The sequence below is a fragment of the Microbacterium sp. B35-04 genome (genome assembly GCF_010634885.1).
GTDB lineage: Bacteria > Actinomycetota > Actinomycetes > Actinomycetales > Microbacteriaceae > Microbacterium.
The window spans coordinates 1-19,898 of sequence record NZ_MWLP01000101.1 but is presented as its reverse complement, the minus strand read 5'-3'; the positions used below and the strand labels follow the sequence as shown (position 1 = coordinate 19,898).

At 70.9% G+C, this 19,898-nt stretch carries 20 protein-coding genes; 10 read left to right on the top strand and 10 right to left on the bottom strand.

Annotated features, from left to right (window positions below; genetic code table 11):
- Positions 1-8: 8 nt before the first annotated feature.
- From B1729_RS18400 to B1729_RS18385, 4 genes are read right to left on the bottom strand one after another with little or no spacing between them, the layout of a single operon-like run.
- On the bottom strand, positions 9-962 hold the full coding sequence (locus B1729_RS18400) for a 3-hydroxyacyl-CoA dehydrogenase family protein (protein ID WP_163634210.1): 954 nt from the start codon (positions 960-962) through the stop codon (positions 9-11).
- Positions 959-1,420 (bottom strand): ribose-5-phosphate isomerase, encoded by a 462-nt coding sequence (locus tag B1729_RS18395; protein ID WP_163620030.1) that lies wholly within the window; start codon positions 1,418-1,420, stop codon positions 959-961. The genes B1729_RS18400 and B1729_RS18395 overlap by 4 nt, the downstream gene beginning before the upstream one ends.
- Positions 1,421-1,423: 3 nt before the next feature.
- Positions 1,424-3,172, bottom strand: a complete 1,749-nt coding sequence (locus B1729_RS18390; protein WP_163620032.1) for a dihydroxyacetone kinase family protein — start codon at positions 3,170-3,172, stop codon at positions 1,424-1,426.
- On the bottom strand, positions 3,169-4,149 hold the full coding sequence (locus B1729_RS18385; protein ID WP_163620034.1) for a sugar phosphate isomerase/epimerase family protein: 981 nt from the start codon (positions 4,147-4,149) through the stop codon (positions 3,169-3,171). The genes B1729_RS18390 and B1729_RS18385 overlap by 4 nt, the downstream gene beginning before the upstream one ends.
- 155 nt (positions 4,150-4,304) lie before the next feature.
- Here B1729_RS18385 and B1729_RS18380 point away from each other — a divergent pair, with 155 nt between their 5' ends.
- Positions 4,305-5,345, top strand: coding sequence for a LacI family DNA-binding transcriptional regulator (locus tag B1729_RS18380; protein ID WP_163634208.1), 1,041 nt, complete (start codon positions 4,305-4,307; stop codon positions 5,343-5,345).
- A 64-nt stretch (positions 5,346-5,409) separates the two neighbouring features.
- On the opposite strand, the gene B1729_RS18375 is transcribed toward B1729_RS18380, so the two are convergent.
- Complete coding sequence (locus tag B1729_RS18375; RefSeq protein WP_163634218.1) at positions 5,410-9,198, bottom strand: bifunctional proline dehydrogenase/L-glutamate gamma-semialdehyde dehydrogenase; 3,789 nt, start codon at positions 9,196-9,198, stop codon at positions 5,410-5,412.
- A gap of 185 nt (positions 9,199-9,383) precedes the next feature.
- Between B1729_RS18375 and B1729_RS18370 the strand changes: the two genes are divergently transcribed.
- The 4 genes from B1729_RS18370 to B1729_RS18355 are packed head-to-tail and all read left to right on the top strand — an operon-like array spanning position 9,384 to position 12,026.
- Positions 9,384-10,289, top strand: coding sequence for a LysR family transcriptional regulator (locus B1729_RS18370; protein WP_163620119.1), 906 nt, complete (start codon positions 9,384-9,386; stop codon positions 10,287-10,289).
- 9 nt (positions 10,290-10,298) lie between these two features.
- A complete protein-coding gene (locus tag B1729_RS18365) occupies positions 10,299-10,961 on the top strand; it encodes a hypothetical protein (protein WP_163634206.1) in 663 nt (220 codons plus the stop codon).
- Positions 10,948-11,514, top strand: coding sequence for a DUF4352 domain-containing protein (locus B1729_RS18360; protein ID WP_163634204.1), 567 nt, complete (start codon positions 10,948-10,950; stop codon positions 11,512-11,514). Before B1729_RS18365 ends, B1729_RS18360 begins: the two co-directional genes overlap by 14 nt.
- Entirely contained in the window at positions 11,499-12,026 is a 528-nt protein-coding gene (locus tag B1729_RS18355; RefSeq protein ID WP_163634202.1) for a hypothetical protein, read from the top strand. Before B1729_RS18360 ends, B1729_RS18355 begins: the two co-directional genes overlap by 16 nt.
- Here the strand turns inward: B1729_RS18355 and B1729_RS18350 are convergent, their stop codons facing one another.
- Positions 12,027-13,325: a hypothetical protein gene (locus B1729_RS18350; protein ID WP_163634200.1), complete on the bottom strand. Its 1,299-nt coding sequence runs from the start codon at positions 13,323-13,325 to the stop codon at positions 12,027-12,029.
- 45 nt (positions 13,326-13,370) lie between these two features.
- Entirely contained in the window at positions 13,371-13,976 is a 606-nt protein-coding gene (locus B1729_RS20830; RefSeq protein WP_239539708.1) for a hypothetical protein, read from the bottom strand.
- Between the two features lie 224 nt (positions 13,977-14,200).
- Here B1729_RS20830 and B1729_RS18340 point away from each other — a divergent pair, with 224 nt between their 5' ends.
- On the top strand, positions 14,201-16,153 hold the full coding sequence (locus B1729_RS18340) for a sensor domain-containing diguanylate cyclase (protein WP_239539707.1): 1,953 nt from the start codon (positions 14,201-14,203) through the stop codon (positions 16,151-16,153).
- On the opposite strand, the gene B1729_RS18335 is transcribed toward B1729_RS18340, so the two are convergent.
- Positions 16,145-16,447 (bottom strand): hypothetical protein, encoded by a 303-nt coding sequence (locus B1729_RS18335; RefSeq protein WP_163620056.1) that lies wholly within the window; start codon positions 16,445-16,447, stop codon positions 16,145-16,147. The genes B1729_RS18340 and B1729_RS18335 overlap by 9 nt on opposite strands.
- A 42-nt stretch (positions 16,448-16,489) precedes the next feature.
- On the opposite strand from B1729_RS18335, the gene B1729_RS18330 reads away from it, so the two are divergent.
- Complete coding sequence (locus B1729_RS18330; RefSeq protein WP_163620058.1) at positions 16,490-16,747, top strand: hypothetical protein; 258 nt, start codon at positions 16,490-16,492, stop codon at positions 16,745-16,747.
- 48 nt (positions 16,748-16,795) lie between these two features.
- Here the strand turns inward: B1729_RS18330 and B1729_RS18325 are convergent, their stop codons facing one another.
- A complete protein-coding gene (locus B1729_RS18325) occupies positions 16,796-17,599 on the bottom strand; it encodes an EAL domain-containing protein (protein ID WP_163620060.1) in 804 nt (267 codons plus the stop codon).
- Positions 17,600-17,753: 154 nt separating this feature from the next.
- Between B1729_RS18325 and B1729_RS18320 the strand changes: the two genes are divergently transcribed.
- Both B1729_RS18320 and B1729_RS18315 read left to right on the top strand, forming a co-directional pair.
- Positions 17,754-18,068, top strand: coding sequence for an ATP-dependent DNA ligase (locus B1729_RS18320; protein WP_163620062.1), 315 nt, complete (start codon positions 17,754-17,756; stop codon positions 18,066-18,068).
- Positions 18,069-18,129: 61 nt separating this feature from the next.
- A complete protein-coding gene (locus B1729_RS18315) occupies positions 18,130-18,441 on the top strand; it encodes a hypothetical protein (protein WP_163634196.1) in 312 nt (103 codons plus the stop codon).
- A 21-nt stretch (positions 18,442-18,462) separates the two neighbouring features.
- Here B1729_RS18315 and B1729_RS18310 read toward each other — a convergent pair whose 3' ends face one another.
- Positions 18,463-19,023 carry a thioesterase family protein gene (locus B1729_RS18310; protein ID WP_163634194.1) on the bottom strand — a complete coding sequence of 187 codons (561 nt, stop codon included), beginning with the start codon at positions 19,021-19,023 and terminating at the stop codon, positions 18,463-18,465.
- A 170-nt stretch (positions 19,024-19,193) separates the two neighbouring features.
- Here B1729_RS18310 and B1729_RS18305 point away from each other — a divergent pair, with 170 nt between their 5' ends.
- Positions 19,194-19,700 carry a GNAT family N-acetyltransferase gene (locus B1729_RS18305; protein WP_163620068.1) on the top strand — a complete coding sequence of 169 codons (507 nt, stop codon included), beginning with the start codon at positions 19,194-19,196 and terminating at the stop codon, positions 19,698-19,700.
- The last annotated feature ends 198 nt before the right edge of the window (positions 19,701-19,898 follow it).

The window sequence follows — 19,898 nt, the reverse complement described above, 5'->3', positions numbered from 1 at the left end:
TTCTGCGATCAGTAGTCGACGGGCGCTTGGCCGAGCCGGGCGAGAAGGTCGCGCAGGGCGGCATAGGCCTCGTCGCGGTACGCCGCCAGCTCGGGTGCCCGCTCCGCCGGAGTCGCGAGGAAGCCTCTCCCCGATTTCAGGCCCTTCTCGCCGCGCGCCACTCGCTCGCGGAGGATCTCGGGCTCGGCGAAGCGGTCGGGATACGCGCTGTGCAGCGAGTCATAGCAGAACTCGTAGACGTCGAGCCCCGCGATATCCGCGATCGCGAAGGGCCCGAAGAAGGGCAGACGGAATCCGAACGTCGTCCGGGCGATGAGGTCGATGGCTTCCGGAGTCGCGACACCCTCCTCCACGAGCCGGGCGGCCTCGCCGAGGAGCGCATACTGCAGCCGGTTCAGCACGAAGCCGGTGACATCGGTGATCGGCACGCCGACCTTGCCGCACTCCCCGAGGAGCTCGACGATCTCGGTCACCGCATGCGGCCGCGTGCCGGCGTGCGGGATGACCTCCACGCCGGGGACGAACGGCGCAGGGTTGCTGAAGTGCACGCCGAGGAAGCGCTCGGGCCCGGTGACGGCCTCGGCCAGGGTGCCGATGGAGATCGTCGACGTGTTGCTGCCGATGGTCGCACCCGGCGGGCAGTTCGTGCTGATCCGACGCAGGGTCTCATGTTTGATGGCAACGACCTCGGGCACGGCCTCCTCGACGAAGTCGACGGCGGCGACGGCATCCTCGATGGAGGGAGCAGCCGTCACGCGGGCCGCGATCGTCTCCCGGGCGCCCGCCGGGAAGAGCCCCCGGGCGGCGTAGTCGTCCGCCTCGCGGATGATGCGCTCGAGGTTGGCGGCGGCGAGCTCGGCGCTGACGTCTGCGAGGACGACGTCTTTTCCGGCGAGCGCGAGCACCTGGGCGATGCCTCCGCCCATGTAGCCCGACCCCACGACCGCGACTTTGCCGATCATCCTTCGTCCTCCTCGAATCGCTCGATCAACCGCACCTTCTCCGCCGACGGCGACGCAGGGTCGAAGTGATGACCCAGCCACTCGACGACGAGCTTCTTCGCGAGCTCCAGCCCGATGACGCGCGCGCCGAGCGTCAGCACCTGCGCGTTGTTGCTCTTGACGGACCGCTCGACGGAATAGCTGTCGTGTGCTGTCACCGCCCGGATGCCGCGCACCTTGTTCGCGGTGATCGCCACCCCCAGGCCGGTTCCGCAGATGAGGAGCGCGCGATCGGCGTCGCCCCGCGCGACCAGCCGCGCGGCCGTGACGGCCACGCGCGGGTAGGGGGTGGAGTCAGCACTCGCGACGCCGACGTCGATCACGTCGCTCACGCGCGGGTCGCTCGACAGCAGCTCCCGCAGCACTTCCTTGTATTCGTAGCCGGCGTCATCTGCGCCGACGACGATCTTCAAACCCATGTCTCACTCCACTTCTCTGCCGGCGTCCGCGGACTGCGCGACCGCGTCGGCGATGATCCAGAACGATGTCGCGCCGGGGTCGGGATGCCCGACGCTCCGCTCCGCCAGCGGGCGCGCGCGCCCCAGGCGAGGAGTCATGGCCGACGTCGCGTCCGCCCCCTCTCGCGCGGCGGAGGCGGCGACGGCGAGCGCGGCGGCAAGCTCCTCTCCAGCGGTGACGCGCGCAGTCAAGGCGTCTTGGAACGGCCCCATCGCATCGAGCATCGTCTTGTCGCCGGGCTTGGCCCCGCCGACCTCGCCGACCCGGCGGCAGGCGGCGGCGACGGCGGCTGCGACATCCGCCGAGGTGTACCGATCGCGGTCTCCGAGCGCCTGCCCCAGTTCCGCAAGCGCCGCACCCCAGAGTGCTCCGGACGTGCCGCCGGCAGTCTCCGACCACGCATCGCCGGCTCTCTCGAGCAGTTCGCGCACGCCGATGCCCTCGTCCACCGCCCCGGTCGCATCGACGGCGGCATTGAGGCCCCGCAGCATCCCGATGCCGTGGTCGCCGTCTCCGGCGACGGCGTCGAGCTCGCCGAGGTGCTCGACCTGCGCCCCGACCGCGTCGCGCGCCTGCTGCAGCATCCGCCGAGCGGTCAGGGCCGCGCGGCGGGAGGCTTCGGTGGTGACGGATGCCGCGACCTGCGTCGCCGGACCTGCCTCGGCGCTCCTCCGGGCCGGCGCGCTGTCCCGGTGCGGGGACCCGGGAGCGCTCCCCGCGACGGAGCCCTTGCGGAATCCGGGGGCAGCGGCAGGTGCCCGCCACAGCTCCTCCAGCTCGTCGTCGAGCCACAGCACGGTGAGTGACACGCCTGCCATGTCCAGGCTCGTGACGAACTCGCCGCACTCGGGCTCGACGATCTCGATGCCCTGGCTCTCGAGGTGCTCGGCGACGAAGCCGAAGAGGACGAAGAGCTCTTCGTACTTCACCGATCCGAGTCCGTTGAGGATGACGACTGCCCGAGTGGAGCCCTCGGGTCGCTCGGCGAGCAGCGGCTCCGCCAGCGTGACAGCCAGGTCGGAGGCCGTCTGGAGAGGCACGTCCCGCACGCCCGGCTCGCCGTGGATCCCCAGCCCGATCGACATCACGCCGTCCGGGACCTCGAACAGCGGGTGGTCCGCGCCGGGCAGGGTGCAGCCGGCGAACGCGACGCCGTGGCTGCGCGTCCTGCTGTTGGCGTGCGCCGCGAGGCGCTCGACCTCGTCGATCGAGTCACCGCGCTCGGCCGCGGCGCCGGCGACATGGAAGACGCAGAGGATGCCGGCGATTCCGCGGCGCTCGTCGCGCGCGTCGAGCGGAGCGCTCGCGACGTCGTCCGTGATGAGGACGGTGCGGGCGTCGACGCCGTCGGCGCGCAGCCGGCGTTCGGCTTCGCCGAAGTGGATGACGTCGCCCGCGTAGCGGCCGTAGGTGAAGAGCACGCCGCCTCCCGCGTCGGCCGCGCGGGCGACGCGCAGCGCCTGAGCCGTCGACGGAGAGGTGAAGATGTTTCCGCACACGGCGCCTGCGGCGAGGCCCGGTCCGACGAAGCCCGCGAATGCCGGGTAATGTCCCGAGCCGCCGCCGATGAGCACCGCCACCCGGCCGGGCTGGAGCGGCTGCGCGCGCACGACGCCGCCGTCCACGAGGGCGACCTCCTCGCGGTGGGCGGCGGCGAAGCCGCGAAGCGCGTCCGCGACGAAGGCATCCGGGTCGGAGAAGATCCGCGTCATGCCGAGACCTCCCCGTGGTGCGCCTGACGCACGCGGCTGGTTCCGAGCGCGTACTCCTCGCGGCGGGGCAGGACCCGACCGCGCAGGTAGTCGCGGTTCGTCGCACTCACGCTCAGCCCGTCTCCCCCGTAGTGCTCGACGCAGATGACGCCTTGGAAGCCGTTGCGCAGCGCGATCTTCACGGCGTCGCGGTAGTTGATGACCCCGAGCTCGAGAGAGGTCGGCACGGTCGAGAACAGGCCGGCGGCGGCATCCTCATCGCGTGTGTAGTTCTTGACGTGCCAGAAGTTGGCGTACGGCATCGTCGCCTCCGCGATCTCCCGCCAGTCCTCGACGGGCTCGTGGAGGCGGATGAGGTTCCCGATGTCCGGGTTGAGCCCGACGACGTCGAGGCCGATGTCCTCGACCAGCCGCATCGCCGACGCCCCCGTGCCGAGGAAGGTGTGCTCGTACAGCTCGAGCGAGAGCAGCATCCCGAGTTCGCCGGCGTGGCGGCCCAGCTCGCGGAGGCGGGTCACGGCCAGCGCCCAGGCCTCGTCGTCGTCGAAGGGATCGCGGTGGCCCTCGACGGTCCAGAACCAGAGCTGCGCCCGCTGCTGCGGGGTCAGTGCCCGATGCAGGCCGACCGACACCACGCCCACGCCGAGGTCAGCGGCGATATCGAGGGTCCGATGCGCGTACGCGAGGTGCTCCGCGCCGTGCCGCTCGTCGATGACGCTGCGCCGGATCGCCGAGAGCGACACGGCAGCGAGCCCGGTCGACGCGAGGCATTGGCGGAGGTCGCTCACCTGCCGCGGCGAGAGATCGCCGTATCTCACCCAGGAGTCGGTGAGATCCACCTCGCCGAAGCCGGAGTCACTGACCTCGAGGAGGTCGGCGCGCCAGCGCTCGATCGGCGAGCCGGACTCGCCGGTGGGGTGGGCATCGCCCTGGGAAAGCATCGCGGCCGCGATCGGCCAGTCGTTCGCCGTCAGCATCGTGGGTCCTCCGTGACTCGCACATCGGCACGATACACTAAGTTTACAACGTTGCATTGCGCGGCGACATCGTGTCCTCACCCGCTCTTCCAGACCGGTGGCCGCGGGCGCGGACGCAGTAGAGTGCAGGGAGCGCAGGGAAGGCTGGGGCACCGATGGGACCGACGATGCACGACGTCGCCCGGGTGGCGGGCGTCTCGATCAAGACGGTGTCGAACGTCATCAACGACTACCCCCATGTGCGACCCGGCACACGCGACCGCGTCAACGAGGCGATCGAGCAGCTCGACTACCGCCCGAACCTCTCCGCCCGCGGCCTCCGCTCCGGGCGGACGGGCGTCATCGGGCTGGCTGTCCCCTCGCTTCGCGAGAACTACTTCGCCGAGCTCGCCGACGAGGTGATCCGGGCGGCCGAGAAGCGCGGCCTGGGTGTCATGGTCGAGCAGACCAGCGGCGACCGCGACACCGAGCTTCGCGCAGTCACGGGCAACCGGCCGCGCTTCCTCGACGGCATGCTCTTCAGCCCCGTCAGCCTCGGCCAGGAAGACGCAGAGGCTCTCAGCGTGGACGGTCCTCTCGTTCTGCTCGGAGAGCGGATCTTCGGCGGACCGACCGACCACGTCACGATGCACAACACCTCGTCGTCGCAGGCCGCGGTGGAGCACCTCCTCGAGATCGGCCGACGCCGGATCGCGCTCGTCGGCGCGGACCTGCAGGGCGGCGACGAGGCGAGCTCCGCGAGCCTGCGCCTGAAGGGCTATCTGCGCGCGCTCGAACAGGCCGGCATCGAGCTCGACCCCGCTCTCGTCCGTCCGACGTCGATGCACAGATGGAACCGGGCCGGCGGCGCCGCTGCCGTGCACCTCATGGTGAAGGAGGGGGTGGACTTCGATGCCGTGTTCGCCCTCAACGACACGCTCGGCCTCGGCGTGCTGCGCGCCCTCCGCGAAGAGGGTCTCCGCGTGCCCGACGACGTCGCCGTGATCGGCTTCGACAACATCGACGAGAGCAAGTACTCCGTCCCGTCGATGTCCACGGTCGACACCGGCCGGGCCGAGATCGCCGCGATCGCCGTCGATCGGCTCATCGAGCGCATCAGCGAGAAGGGCGAGCGGCGCCCGCCCGAGACGATCAAGCCGGCGTTCCGCATCGTGCCGCGAGAGTCGACGGGCTTCCCGGGCATCGAGGCCGACTGACCCGCCTCACCGCGGCAGCGGCACTGCGATGACGGATGCCGCGGCCCGCGGCATCCGTCATCCCTCAGATCACGTGCTCGAAGGTGCGGTCGGGGTTGCCGAAGCGATGCGCCGTGATGGTCACGGACTGCTCGCGCAGGAATGGGAGCAGCTCGAGGCGCCCGGCCGTGGTGACCTCGTTGTCGTAGACGGCGAGGTCGGGGTCTCCGCCCACGGCCTGGGCCACCGTCGTGTGCAGTGCGGCGACGGACTCCGCCGGTCCGATCAGGCGCACGCGCGAGGGCCGGGGTGCCGGGCTGGCGTCGGCGACGGCGGCCAGCACATCCTCGTCGGCGGTCATCCGCTGCAGCCACTGCTCGTCCGTCTCGACGTAGACGGCGACGTCCTCGTCCGCCAACACTCGACGGACGGCTGCCGGCAGCCCGACGGGGGCGCTCAGCGTGAGCGCCGACCCGGCGCGGAGTCCTGCGACCACCACGCGCAGCACCGCCTGCCACGAGGCATCCGCCGTCGCCCGCAGCGCGACAGCCGGGATCGGGCGGTACCGGAAGAGGTTGCGCTCGACGCCGAGGCCCGAGACGTCCTTGACCTGGCCGAACTCGCGGTCCCAGGCGATCGCGTCCGAGAGGGCACCGCGGCGCAGCCACTCGAACGCCTCGTAGTCCAGTGACGGCTGGGCCGCCTCGATCAGCGCGGCGATGCGGGTGTCGAGGCCGCGCAGGTGCAGCGTCGCCGAGGCGGGCACACCGGAGGTGGGCCGCCAGCGGCCGAGTCCGACGAGGTAGTTCGGCCCGCCGGCCTTCGCGCCGGCTCCGACCGACGAGCGCTTCCAGCCGCCGAAGGGCTGCCGCTGCACGATCGCGCCGGTGATGCCGCGGTTGACATAGAGGTTGCCGGCCTCGACGCGGTCGAGCCAGAGCGCGAGGTCGTCGGGGTGCTGCGTGTAGAGGCCGGCCGTGAGTCCGTACGAGACGGCGTTCTGCAGCTCGATCGCCCGGGCGAGCGACGAGGCGTGCATGATCCCGAGCACGGGCCCGAAGAACTCCTCCTGGTGGAAGCGCGACCCAGGCTGCACGCCGGTTCGGATGCCGGGGGTCCAGAGCCGGCCCGCATACTCCGGCGCACCGTCCACGCGTCGTGGCTCGACGAGCCACGACTCGCCCTCGTCGAGCGTGGTGAGGGCCCACTGGAGCTTGCCGCGCGGCACCTCGACGACGGGCCCCACCTCGCTGAGCGGGTCGGACGGCGCGCCGACGCGGAGCGAGGTCGCGGCATCCACCAGCTGACGCGCGAAGCGCTGCGAGTGGCCGACGGGTCCGACGAGGATCGCGAGCGAGGCCGCCGAGCACTTCTGCCCGGCATGGCCGAACGCGCTCTTGACGAGATCGGATGCCGCGAGGTCGAGGTCGGCGGTCGGCGTGACGATCATGGCGTTCTTGCCGCTGGTCTCGGCAAGGAGCGGCAGGTCGGGCCGCCACGAGCGGAACAGCGCCGCCGTCTCCCACGCGCCGGTGAGGATGACCCGGTCGACGTCGGGATGCGACAGCAGCGTCTGCCCGAGACCGCCCTCGTCGATGTCGACCAGCGCGAGCACATCCCGTGGGACGCCGGCCGCCCACAGCGCCTCGGCCACGACGGCGGCGCAGCGCCGTGCCTGCGGTGCGGGCTTGAACACGACGCCCGAGCCGGCGGCGAGTGCGGCGAGCACCCCGCCCGCGGGGATCGCGATCGGGAAGTTCCACGGCGGGGTGACGACGGTCAGCCGCGCCGGCTGGAACACCGCACCGCTCACGCGGTCGAGCTCACGGGCCGTGGCGGCGTAGTAATTGGCGAAGTCGACGGCCTCGCTCACCTCGACGTCCGCCTCGGCGAAGACCTTGCCGGTCTCGGAGGCCGCCACCTCGATGAGCTCGCCGCGGCGAGCCTCCAGGGCCTTCGCAGCGGCGGTGAGCACACCCGCGCGATCGGCGGCGGGCAGGGCGCCCCACGCCTGCGCGGCAGACCGCACGCCCCCCACGATCGCCTGCAGCGCGGGCTCGTCGGTGACGCGCGCGGCCGCGATGGTCGCGTCGCCGGCGCGGGACGTCTCGATGCGCGACAGGATGTCCCGCGCCCAGCTGCGATTGGCCGGCAGGGCCGGATCGCTGTCGGCGGTGTTGCGGAACCCCGGGGCGCCGGCGGCCCGCAAACCGCCCTCGCGCGGAGCGAAGACCGCGGTCTCGACGAACGCCTCGGCGCCGAAGACCTGCTGGGGGACTGACCGTTCGAGGGGAGCGGTGTCGCCGGGCACGGCCGATCGGGCGATGCCGATCACGGCCTGTGTGAGACCGGACTCGTCGGAGGCGGCCGCGGCGCGGCGCAGGCGCGCCTGCGCGCGGGGCGACTCCGCACGGTCGGTCGTGCCTGTTCCGCCGGCCTCGGTGAGGGCCGCCGCCTCGGCGCCGCGGTCCTGCGAGCGGTGGGGGCCGGTCGCGAGCCCGGGGTCGTCGGCGCGGGCGAGCGACGCGAGGAAGCGGTCGCGCTCCCGTGCGAACATCGCGGGATCGTCGGCGAGGTCGAAGGCGGCGGACAGGAAGTTGTCGCTCGAGGCGTTCTCCTCCAGCCGCCGCACGAGATAGCTGATCGCCACGTCGAACTCGTCGGGGCGCACGACCGGCACGTACAGCAGCACGTGGCCGACCTCGCGGGCCACCGCCTGCACCTGGCCCTGCGCCATGCCGAGCAGCATCTCGAACTCCACATCGGGAGCGGTCGCTGGGCCTGTCGAAGCGCCGCTCGCCGGCCCCGGCGAGCCGGATCGGGCGAGCAGCCAGGCGTACGCGATGTCGAAGAGATTGTGGCCGGCGACGCCGATCCGCACGGCGGCGGTGTGCTCGGGGCGCAGCGCGTAGCGCAGGCACCGGATGTAGTTGGCGTCGGAGTCGATCTTCTGGTCGTACGTGGCGAGAGTCCAGTCGTGCATGACGGCGTCCACCCGCTCCATGGCGAGGTTCGCGCCCTTCACCAGACGCACCTTGATGCGCGCGCCGCCTTCCGCGACCCGCTGCTGCGCCCAGGCGGTGAGCCGCTCGAGCGCCGGAAGGGCGTCGGGAAGGTACGCCTGCAGCACGATGCCGGCCTCGAGGAGCCGCAGCCGGGGGTCCTCGAGCAGCCGCGTGAACACCGCGATCGTGAGATCGAGGTCGCGGTACTCCTCCATGTCGAGGTTGATGAAGGTGCCGTCGGTGGCGGCGGTGAGGTACAGCGGCCGCAGCCGCTCGACGACCTTCTCGACCACTTCGTCGAACGCCCACATCGAGATGTGGCTGACGATCGCCGAGACCTTGACCGAGACGTAGTCCACATCGGGCCGGCGGATGAGCTCATGGATGCCCTCCAGCCGACGCAGCGCCTCCTGCTCGCCGAGCACCGCCTCGCCCAGCAGATTGAGGTTCAGCCGTGCCCCGCTCTCGCGCAGCGCCGCGATGGCCGGTCCGAGCCTGTCGGGGCGCGCGTCGACGACGAGGTGGCCGACCATGCCGCGCAGCACGCGTCGCGCGATCGGCACCACCGGCGACGGCAGCACGGGCGCGACGGCGCCGCCCACGCGGACGGCTCCGCGCAGGTGCCACGGCAGAAAGCCCGGCACGAGCGGTGCCACACGGTGCAGATGGGATGCCGCGGCCGACAGGCTCTCGGGCCGCATCACGCCGTCGACGAAGCCGATGGTGAACGGCAGGCCGTTGGGGTCTTTGAGCACGCCGGCGAGGCGCTCGGCCGCGGGGTCGACCTCGGCCTCGGCGCTCTCGGCGACCCACCGCTGGGCAAGCGACACCGCCGCGGCGGCCAGGCGCCCCTCGGCTCCGTCTTCCATTCGCACTCCCGATGTGACGTCGTTCGAATCCCTGAGTCCAGCCTGCACCTCGATGTGCCCAGCCGGCGCGACCGTGGGCACTCTGCCGTCGACTTGCTGCATGTGGTCCAGGGTGAGGCATCCGTTCATTCGTGAAAAGCGATCATCTACGATCTGTATTGTTCGGATTCGTCGATGGGATGCTGATGTTCGAGCTGCGACGACTGCGACTGCTCCACGAACTGGCGCTGCGAGGCACGCTGGCCGCGGTGGCGGAGGCGCTCGCGTACAGCCCGTCGACGATCTCGCAGCAGCTCACGCAGCTGGAGAAGGAGGCGGGCGTCGTCCTGCTCGCGCCGGACGGGCGCCGGGTGCGGCTCACCGAACATGGACGGATCCTCGCCGCGCACGCCGCCCGCGCCCTCGACCTCGACGAACGGGCACGAGGCGAGCTCGAGTCGCTGCACCCCGGCCTGGCACCGGTGCGCGTCGCCGTCATGCAGACTGCCGCCCTCGCGATCGTTCCGGCGGCGCTGGCGCTCCTGGCCGAACGCGCTCCGCACCTGCGGGTCGAACTCGTCGAGATGCCTCCGGAGCGGGGGCTCTTCGAGCTCACCGCTCGCGGCGTCGATCTCGTCATCGCCGAGCAGTACCCCGGACACACGCGCGCGCACACCGAGGGTCTCGACCGCGCGACGCTGGGAACCGACCCGATCCGCCTGGCCGTGGCATCCGCCGACACGGCCCGGTCCCTCGACGACCTGCGCGACCGGCCGTGGGTGATGGAGCCCGCCGGCACCGCCGCGCGGCTGTGGGCGGTGCAGCAGTGCCGCGCGGCCGGGTTCGAACCCGACGTGCGCTACGAACTCGCCGATCTGTCGGCCCATGCGCGGCTGGTCGCGGCGGGGCAGGCGGTCGCGGTGCTGCCCGACCTGCTGTGGGAGGGAGCTGCAGCACCGGTGACGCTGCTCGATCTTCCCGGCCGCCCCACCCGCGAGATCTTCAGCGCGCAGCGCACCGCGTCGCAGGCTCGAGCCGGCATCCTCGAGGTGCGGCGCGCGCTGCGGGACGCCTTTCCGGCGGCATCCGAGTCCGGGCGCCTCTCGCCCTAGGCTGGCCTCGTGCCCGAGTCGCCGACCGCCCCCACCGAGCCGAAGCGTCGGTTCGCCTGGGTGCGCGCGGCGACCGATCGCGTGCCGACGAGATGGTTCGCGGGCATCGCCACCGGTGCGTTCCTGCTCGTCACGGCGGCCTTCGGCGGGCTCGCCACGGCGTCGCCGCCGGCGCCCGCGAGGCTGGAGCCGGGGGACGCGCACGTCACGGCGGAGCGCTCGCTCACGGTGCAGCGGGCGGTCCTCATCGACGAGCTGCCCGACGCGGGCGTCTTGCCCGAGGCCGGCGAACGCGTGTTCGCGATCGTCGCCGATGTCGAGAACGAGTGGGATCGGCCGGTGTCGGCCGGCTCCGGGGGCATCGGCGACTCCCTGACGGTCGAAGGCATCGACAGCGATGTCAGCGCCGCACGCTACGACGACACGACTCTCAGTCCCCAGATGCAGCCGCACGTTCCCGCGCGGATCGTCTTCGCGTGGGCCGTCCCCGCGGATGCATTCGCAGCCGACGACGAGGTGCCTGTCACTCTGTACGCGCGGTCGCTGTACACAGGCTCGTTCGTCACGACCGGCCAATGGTGGACCGACCCGGTGCGCGACGCGGTCGTCACCGTGGAGGTCGAGGACGTCGGCGCCGGTGTTGATGCGGAGGACGCCGATGGCCAGGGCTGATCGCGCACTCCCCCGCTGGGCGGCGTGGTCGATCGGAGCAGGCCTCGTCGTCGCCGCGTGGTTCGTGGCGCTCGTCACTCCCGGGGAGGAGCAGATCCAAGGACCGATGCCGCTGGTCGCAGCCGTCGGCGAAGAGGCCGTCGGACGCAACATCGCGGCCACAGTCACGGACGTCCGTCGCACGTCGGAGCTGCACGCTGGCGACTGGTCCGCCGAGGGGAACTGGGTCGTCGTCGAGCTCGACGTCGCATCCGTGGCATCGGAGGACCTCGTGAGCCTGAATCACGCCGAGCTCGTCGTCGACGGCGTTCGCTATGGTGCCAGTGATCGTCCGGACTCGCTGCGGAAGGAGCAGCTGTCGGCGGGAATCCCGACGAGTGGCGGTCTCGCGTTCGAGCTGCCCGCCGACCTCGCCTCGGGGGACGCGACTCTGGAGCTGGCAGTGTCGTCTGACCGCCGGCTCGACTCGATGATCATGCTGGACTTCGACCTCGCCGAGGTTCCCACCGCTCCTCGTGACGAGCTGCCCGAGACCGGATGGGCGAACCTGTGAGCGGGTGGTGGCGCAGGAACGCGGTGGCGCTCGGCGCACTGGTGATCCTCGTTCCCGCCCTGGGGGCGACTGTGACCTGGCACGAGTGGAGCGAAGCGAACTCCGGCGCCCTGGCCGCCCCGGTCGTGCTCGAACAGTGTCAGCACACCCGCTATGGCGACGCGGTCGTGGGTCCCGCGGCGGCGGATTTCGTCGACGACCCGCTCGCGCCACCCGACGCGAGGGTCCTCAAGGTACAGATCGACATCGACCCCGGCGCATCGGAGCTCGCGTGCGCGGAGCCCATGCTCCGCGAGCTGAAGGGGCTGAAGCGCGAGTGGGACGCCGACACGTCGTCGCTCACCACCGACTGGGACCCGCTGCATCCGGCATCCTGCTCGTCGGACGTGACCGAGCGGTACACGCTCGACGTGCGCTATGTCGTACCGCAGGACGCCGCCGGACCGTTCGCGGTGGACATGATCTCTGCCGAACTCTGGCCCGAGAACGTCCGCTTCATCGTCGAGCCCTGATCACCCGGATTCGTCCGCGGCACTGGAAGCACCCGCAGGAGTCGGCTCGCTGGAGGCCGCGACGGCGGCGCGGCGTGAGACGAGGCGGCCGATGACGGCGTCGTAGCCGCCCGCCACTAGCGCGATGCGGACGGGCTCGATCAGCAGCGGGACGACGAGGAAGATCGCCTGATCGAACACGAGCCAGAAGTCGTTGAGGTCGTGGGGGCCGACGAGGCGCAGCAGACCCCATTCCGCCCATCCCTGGACGGCGAGCAGCACCGTGTACAGCAGTACGAATCCGCCGATGAGCACCGGGCCGGCGCGCCACATCAGCACGATCGCGTCGCCGATCGGGGTGAACCGCGACACGAGGTCCGCCCAGATGTCGCGGAGGCGCGCGCGGAGGCGCGCCGGGAGCGCGCGGTAGCGGCTGCGAAGGCGCACTCCGACCTCGCCCCCGAGGGAGTCGGCGGGCACCGGGTCGGGGGCGACCGCCTGCCCGTACACGACGCCGGCGATCGTGAGCCACGCAAGGGGAAGGAGGATGATGCCGCCGGCCTCGCCGATGAACCACTCGATTCCCTCCCAGACCCACGCGAGCGGCACGAATGCGGCCGAGACGGTGACCCGGAGGTCGTCGAGCCATACCATCCCCTGGCGCGTCTGCACCCAACCGGTCACGGAATCGATCACGACGGACAGGACGAGGGCGGCGAAATACACCCAGACGGCCTCGAGGTACGCGGCGATGACGGCGAACCAGCGAGGCAGTCGTTCGCGATAGCGCTTCAACACCCACCGCAGCGTGAAGGCCACCACCACGATCGCGAACGTCACCGGTGTGAGGATCAGTGCTCCCGCCAGGCCGTCGCCTACCGGGTCGGTCTCCTCTACGATCGCCGCATAATTCAGTCCTGCGCTCACCTCGAGTGCGCGCGCCGAGTATGCCGCGGCATCTTCGCGCAGGAATCCCCACGCCGCATAGAAGGCGAAGAACGGCAGGATGCCGGCCAGGAGTGCGTCAGAGAACTGCCGACGACGTGTTGCGGCGTCCTCCGGCAGCGGTGCGATCCCGTCGAGCCGCCGCATGCCGTCCCGCACCACCAGGAGCATCGCGACGAGTGCGACCAGTCGCGAAAGGACCGCGAGTGGCAGCAGCAGAGATCCGGCGACCGCGTTGTAAGCACCGACGAAACCGGCCGCCTCGATAACGACATAACGGCCGAGCACGCCCGCTGCGTACCACGCGAGCAGCACCGGCCAGTGCCGCCACAGCAGGCGGCCCGCGGTGCGCAGCACGTCGAGCACGGCGATCACGCACCCACGCTAGCGGGCGACGTGCCGTCGTGCTCGACGTGCGGGTCAGGTGCGGTCGGTGCGGGTCTGCGGCGCCGGCGGCCGGGTGATGGGCTCGCCGGAGGCCGTGTCGCGGTCGTCTACGGTGTTCGCGTCGCGCACATCCGTCCGATGGTCGACGGTGTTCGCGTCACGCGCAGCGCTGCGGTCGTCGACCGTGTTCGCATTGCGGGTGGTCGCATTGCCGTCGGCATTGACGGTGGTCGCGGCGTTCGGCCGGCCGTCGTCGCCCACATAGGGGTCGACGTCGTCGGCCTTGCGCAGCGTCTCCGCCTGTCGCTGCCGCAGCTTGTCGGCCTCGTCGCTGTGCTCATCGATCGTGCCGACGCGGCGCTCGGCGTCGATGGAGGCCTCGGCGGCGCGGGCCTTGGCGGCTTCGGCTGCGGCCGACGCGGCCGCCGCGTCCGCACGCGCACGGGCAGCCTCGGCCTCGTGCTCACGAGCCTGCAGCTCGGTCTCCCGCGCTTCTGCCCGCAGCTTCTCGGCGCGATTGTGCTGCTGCTCCTGCCGCCGGTCGCGGCGTCCGCGCGCCGTCACCAGCAGCGCGACGACGACGATCACGAGAACGATCGCGATGCCGACGATAATCCAGATCAGGGTGGTCGTGTCCACGGCCCACTCCCCCTCCCGCGCCGACCGGTCGCCGACGCCCTCGATCGTCCAGGCAACCGCACCCGGCCCGCCCGGGCAAACGGCTTGCGCGGTGGTGCCCAGTGCGCTAGCCCGCGTGGGCGCGCACCTGGGGGTCTCCGATGCGGGACGAACCGGCGCATATGATGAGGAGCCTCGCCAGCGCAGTTCCCCCCTATCCCCCCACATGCACCGAAGGTCATGCGTTGACAGAAGTATCTTCCCTCCGCTTCGACGGCGACAGCACGAGCGATGCCGCGGAGCTCCTCCGGTTGCGAGAGTGCGCGACAGAGTCGCTGCGCACGATCGGTCGGATCCAGTCCCATGGAATCCTCTTCGGCATCGACGAAGCCACTGGCGTCGTCGTCGTCGCCAGTGAGAACGTCGAGCGCTGGCTCGGCCGCGACCTGCGCGAGTCGGGCAGTGACGCGCTGGTCTCCGCCATCCGGCACGGCGTCGCAGTCGACCCCGTGCGCGCCGAGTTCGAAGGCGCGGTCTACGACGTCATCGCACATCGCGGAACGACACCGCTCCTCGTGGAGCTGGAGCCCATCGTCCCCGACCTCGACTACGTCCGCACCGGAGTGGTGAGCGCGATCCAACGCCTGGCCGGCCTTTCCGATCCTGACGAGCTGCGTCGACGGGCAGCTCGCGAGATCAAGGACATCACCGGGTTCGACCGAGTGATGTGCTATCACTTCCATGATGACGGCCACGGACAGGTCGTCGCGGACGAGCGCGAACCCGACATGGAGCCCTATCTCGGCCTGCACTTCCCGGCATCCGACATCCCCTCCCAGGCACGCGCGCTCTACATCGAGAAGCGCTCACGCGTGATCGCGAACACCGAAGACTCGGGACTTGCGCTGCAGACGCTGCTGCCGGAAGAGGAAGCCGTGGACCTCGGCATGACCGAACTCCGCGCGGTCTCGCCCCACCACCTCCAGTTCATGCGGAACATGGGCCAGGTCTCGACGGTGTCGTTCGGCGTCCTCATCGACGATCGCCTGGTCGGGATGTTCACGTGCGCGCACCGCTCCCCCCGTCGGATCCCGGTGCTGCTGCGCCGGGCGATCGAGGTGATGGCAGCTCAGGTCGGCGCTCAGCTGTCCGCCGCCCACCAGATCCACCGGCTGCGCCGACAGCTCGAGGCCCGCGAGCGCCGCCTGTCGATCATCGCCCCCCTGTACGGTCGCAGCGACGTCGGCGCGGTCCTCATGACCGGCGAGCGCACGGTGCTCGACGTGGTGCCGTCGGATGGCGCCCTCCTGCGCATGGACGGTGCCGTCCACACGGTCGGCGTCGTGCCTCCGCCGGACCGCCTGCTCGCGGCGCTCGGCGAGCTCGAGCCGGGAAGGCTCGTCTGGGAGGCGCTCCCCCTCGAGCACCCCGAGCTGGCGGTGGAGATGCCGGGTGTCGCCGGCCTGTTGATCGTCCCGCTGGGCGGCGACGGCGACACGCTGGTCTTCCTCCGCGGCGAGGTCGCGCACTCGATCGACTGGCTCGGCGATCAGCGCGCCGAGAACCGGGATCATCCGCTCTCGCCGCGCCGATCGTTCTCGGCCTGGCGCGAGAGCGTCACAGGACGCAGCCTTCCCTGGGGGGAGCACGCTCAAGACGCGTTGGACCTGGGCGAGGAGATCCGTGTGGCCGTCACGGCGCGCACGCAGGCCGAACTCGCCGAGCTCGCGATGCGGGACCCGCTGACAGGCCTGCACAACCGCCGCTTCCTCGACGACCGCCTGGAGGAGCTCCTGCAGTCCCCCGACCGGCCGGTCGCCCTCGTGTTCCTCGACCTCGACGACTTCAAGGTCGTCAACGACACCTATGGGCATGAGATGGGCGATGCGGTGCTCGCCGCGATCGGCAAGCGACTGAGCGGCGTCTCCCGCGCCTCGGACGCCGTGGTCCGTCTCGGCGGGGACGAGTTCATCATGGTCTGCGTGGGCGCGGGATCGATCGAGGCCGCCGCGATCGCGGGGCGGGCGGTCGAGGCGATCAGACAGCCCATCGTGATCCGCGGCACCGAGATCGCCGTGAATGCCTCGGCGGGCGTCGTCGGGGCAGAGCCTGGCGCCACCCCTGGCGAGCTGCTGGTCGCTGCGGACGCCGCGATGTATCGCGCCAAGCGCGACGGGGGCGGCCGGGTATCAGCGTGAGGGGAGCTCTGGCTCCGGCACGAGGCGCAGCCCGGTGGAGGAGTTCGCGGTGTCGACGAGGTCCTGCAGCCAGAGCCGATTGATGTCGGGCATCGGCCCGTCGTACTGGAAGCGCAGGGTGGTGACGGGTGAGATCCACACCGCCTGCCGTGCCGACGTCTGCTGGTCGATCAGCGAGAACGACAGATTCTCGCGTCGACGCAGCTTCGCCATGATGACGAGCTCGATATGCGCGAGCGCCCGGTCCTCGATCTCGAAGGATGCCGGTGGGGAGCCGTAGTGAAGTGTGCCCACCGGTCGATCCTAACCGGCGCCGTCGGCAGGTACTGTAGGGCCATGGCGATCGTGAACCGGCTGACTGTCGACGGACGCGACTATTTCCTCCCCGACCCCGTCACGGAGCTCAAGGGCAAGATCCTCGAGGCGATCAAGGCGGGTGGCGGGTATGTGAACATCCCCCCGCTGCGCGGCGGCCCTGGCGTCGACATCCTCTTCTCGCCCGGAATGCCCGTCACCTGGTCGCAGTTCGAGGTCGGGGACGCCGGCGCGAACGCGGACGAGGCCTCCGACGACGCCGGGGACTACGGGCTCTGACCGGCGACCGCTGACCGGCGCCGAGAGAGCCGCAGCCGACGCCCGCACTCAGACGCGGGCGAGCAGCTCGTCCATCTCTCCGACCGACAGCGGGATCCCCCAGAGATAGCCCTGGCCGCGGTGGCAGCCCCGCGCCACCGAACGCTCCAGATCGGCGACCGTCTCGATCCCCTCGGCGACCACCCGCCAGCCGTGGTCGCCGCTGCTCTCGACCACGGCCGCGATCGCGTCGTCCGCGGCAGCATCGGTCCGCTGCGTGAGCGACCGGTCGATCTTGACCTCGTCGATGGGAAGCGCCTCGAGCATCTCGACCGTGGTGTCGCCCGCCGCGTAATCGTCGACCGAGATCGCGACGCCGACCGAGTGGAGCGACTGGATCGCCGCCAGCATCGGAGGGCGCAGCTGCGGAGACGGCGCTTCGGTGATCTCGATGGTCATGATCGCGGGGTCGAGGTCGAGTTCGTCAAGCCGGGCGAGCACCGTCTCGGCATAGCGCGACGAGAAGTGCGCGGGAGAGGCGTTGACCGCGAGGGCCAGCAGGTGACCCTCCTCCCGCCACCGGGCGATCTCATCCGCGGCGCGTGCGAAGACGTGCGCATCCATCTCGTCGAGGAACTCCGCCGCCTCCGCCAGAGGGATGAACCGTTCGGGCGATACGGCGCCGAGCAGCGCATGGTTCCAGCGGCAGAGCGCCTCGACGGCGACGGGCCCGGGCGGCGACGCAGCCAGGGCGGTGCTGGAGGCGGCCGCGCTCGACGCGAGGAGGTCGTACTGCGGTTGGAACGCGATCGACAGCTCGCCGGCTGAAAGCGCAGAGCGCAGGTCCCGAGTGAGTTGAGGCGAGCTGACCATTCCACCAGAGTCGACGAGCCGTTCGATCCGCGCAACACCAGACATGAGCGCTCAAAATGGCTATACTGCGCGTCACCGCCCCCCGGCGGCCGAATCGAAACCAAGGAGCAGGTCGGCGTGGCCGACCTGCCGCGCGCGGACTACTCTGGATGCGATGGGCACGCTCACCTACGATTCACGGGTCACCGTCTCGTTCGACGACCGGATCCTCGCGCACCTGCAGGCAGTCATCTGGGCCAAGCTGCGGCGTGGCGAGGCGTTCCCGTTCACGTGGACGGATCCGATGCGCAGCGGGCTCGGCCGTACGTCGATCTGGCTCAGCCCGAGCGTCACGCTGACGTTCGAGTACTTCGGCGGGCGCCAGCCGCGCCTGAACCCGGCCTGGGTCGAGGCGCTCACCAAGGCCGCCAACTCCCCCGGCGGATTGACGATGGTCCCCGAGCCTGAGCACCCAGAGGGTGCCGCATAGCCCCTGGCGCGGGTTCCGTCAAGAGGCGCCGGCGAGAATGACGCCTGCATAGCGTCGTCGTATGACACAGCACGCCGAAGACCTCGACACCGCCTGGGCGCTCCGATGGACGCAACCTCGGCGCGGAGAGTGGACGGCCGACCGCCACGGACGCGTCGTCGGCGAGGTCAGACGCGACGGCGAAGCATACGTCGCCACGCGCGGCAGCCGCACAGTCGGCACGTACCGATCCCTCGGCGCGGCACTCGACGCCGTCGATCACCGCCCCCTCAGGACGGTGCAGCCGGACCGTTTCTGGACCCTCGTCCTGACCACCATCAACGTCGGCATCATCGCCGCCATCGCGCTGGTCGCCGGCGCCCTGCTGCGCTGACGCGCACAGCACGGCCGGGAATCATCCCCAGATGCTGGGCGCCTCCGCACGGGTGGGCGGAAGAGCGGATGCCGCAGCCCATTCGTGCACCCACTCGTCGACCTCGGGCACGCCCTCGGGACGCCCGATCGCGGCGAACAGCTCCTCGTGCGACAGCGTGCCGCCCGAGCGCTTCATCATGCGCGCCCGGATGATCGCCCGGGCGTAGACCTCGCCGTCGACCACCGCGCGATGCTCGAGGTAGACCGCCTTGTCGTCGTGGCCGATCATGCGGGACTCGACGTCGTATCGCTGCCACAGATTCAGCGACTTGCGGAAGGTGACGGTCTCGCTCGACACGACGGCGTACCACCCGCGCGTCTTCATGACGTCCCACAACCCGGTGCGGACCAGGAGATCCCAGCGGCCGAGGTCGAACAGCGACAGGTAGCGACCGTTGTTCATATGGCGCAGCAGGTCGATGTCGGTGAGGAGTGTGGTCAGCCGGATGCGGCTGATCCCTGTCGGTTCGAGCCGTCCGCGACGACGCAGGCGCCGGCGCGCGGTCAGCATCACGATCAGGGTCCGCCACATCACGTTCACGAGGTGCGATGGTAGCGATCCTCGGCGGTTCCGCCGATTCGATTGTCGAATCCCGACATCTGCGCGGTGCTGATGCCTGCGGGACCGGACGGCAACACGTCTCGCCACTCGGTGTTCACCCGCCGTTCGCCGGATTTCAGGTCTCGCGCCGACGCGCGTAGAGTCTGGCCATGGAAGCCGAAACCCAGACCGACATCGTCGTCCGTCCGGTGCGCGACGTCGACGCGGAGGCCCTCGGCCGCGTTCACGCGACCGCCTGGCACGAGACGTACGACCACCTGATCAGCAAGGCCGCCCTCGAGGCGGTCTCACCCAAGCGCCTCGCCGAGCTGTGGACGCACTGGGCCGTCCAGGGCCCCGAGTTCAAGATGTTCGCCGCCCTCGTCAACGGCGAGATCGTCGGGTTCGCCGGCTCCGGCCCGGCCCGGGACAAGGACGCCCCGCGGTTCCGCGAGCTCTACTTCATCTACCTGCTGGACGCCTTCCACGGCACCGGCATCGGGCAGAAGCTCTTCGACGCCGTCGTCGAGCCCGCCGAGGGCCTGTACCTGTGGGTCGCAGACGACAACCCGCGGGCGCACCGCTTCTACACCCGCAACGGCTTCACGCTCGACGGAGCGTCGCACACCGAGCCGTTCCTCGGCGAGACCCTCACCGAGGTGCGCTTCGTGCGCTGATCCACCGCTGTCCGCTTCGCAGCAGGGGGCATGTCCGGTTCGCCGGGCATGCCCCCTCGCCTTGGCGCACTCGGTCGTTGAGCGAGCGAGGAACGAGCGAGACGAAACGCCCCGCGCCGGGCGCCGCCGGCCGGCCCGACGCGTTTCGTCTCGGTCGCTCGCGCTCCCTCGCTCAACGACCGCTATGCACCTCACCCC

Excerpts from the sequence above, each read along its gene's own strand:
- B1729_RS18360 (WP_163634204.1), top strand. The coding sequence starts at position 10,948 with ATGGCCAGGGCTGATCGCGCACTCCCCCGCTGGGCGGCGTGGTCGATC.
- B1729_RS18330 (WP_163620058.1), top strand. The coding sequence starts at position 16,490 with ATGGCGATCGTGAACCGGCTGACTGTCGACGGACGCGACTATTTCCTC.
- B1729_RS18400 (WP_163634210.1), bottom strand. The coding sequence starts at position 962 with ATGATCGGCAAAGTCGCGGTCGTGGGGTCGGGCTACATGGGCGGAGGC.
- B1729_RS18305 (WP_163620068.1), top strand. The coding sequence starts at position 19,194 with ATGGAAGCCGAAACCCAGACCGACATCGTCGTCCGTCCGGTGCGCGAC.
- B1729_RS18380 (WP_163634208.1), top strand. The coding sequence starts at position 4,305 with ATGGGACCGACGATGCACGACGTCGCCCGGGTGGCGGGCGTCTCGATC.
- B1729_RS18315 (WP_163634196.1), top strand. The coding sequence starts at position 18,130 with ATGACACAGCACGCCGAAGACCTCGACACCGCCTGGGCGCTCCGATGG.
- B1729_RS18385 (WP_163620034.1), bottom strand. The coding sequence starts at position 4,149 with ATGCTGACGGCGAACGACTGGCCGATCGCGGCCGCGATGCTTTCCCAG.
- B1729_RS18355 (WP_163634202.1), top strand. The coding sequence starts at position 11,499 with ATGGGCGAACCTGTGAGCGGGTGGTGGCGCAGGAACGCGGTGGCGCTC.
- B1729_RS18320 (WP_163620062.1), top strand. The coding sequence starts at position 17,754 with ATGGGCACGCTCACCTACGATTCACGGGTCACCGTCTCGTTCGACGAC.
- B1729_RS18370 (WP_163620119.1), top strand. The coding sequence starts at position 9,384 with ATGTTCGAGCTGCGACGACTGCGACTGCTCCACGAACTGGCGCTGCGA.
- B1729_RS18395 (WP_163620030.1), bottom strand. The coding sequence starts at position 1,420 with ATGGGTTTGAAGATCGTCGTCGGCGCAGATGACGCCGGCTACGAATAC.
- B1729_RS18375 (WP_163634218.1), bottom strand. The coding sequence starts at position 9,198 with ATGGAAGACGGAGCCGAGGGGCGCCTGGCCGCCGCGGCGGTGTCGCTT.
- B1729_RS18325 (WP_163620060.1), bottom strand. The coding sequence starts at position 17,599 with ATGGTCAGCTCGCCTCAACTCACTCGGGACCTGCGCTCTGCGCTTTCA.
- B1729_RS18390 (WP_163620032.1), bottom strand. The coding sequence starts at position 3,172 with ATGACGCGGATCTTCTCCGACCCGGATGCCTTCGTCGCGGACGCGCTT.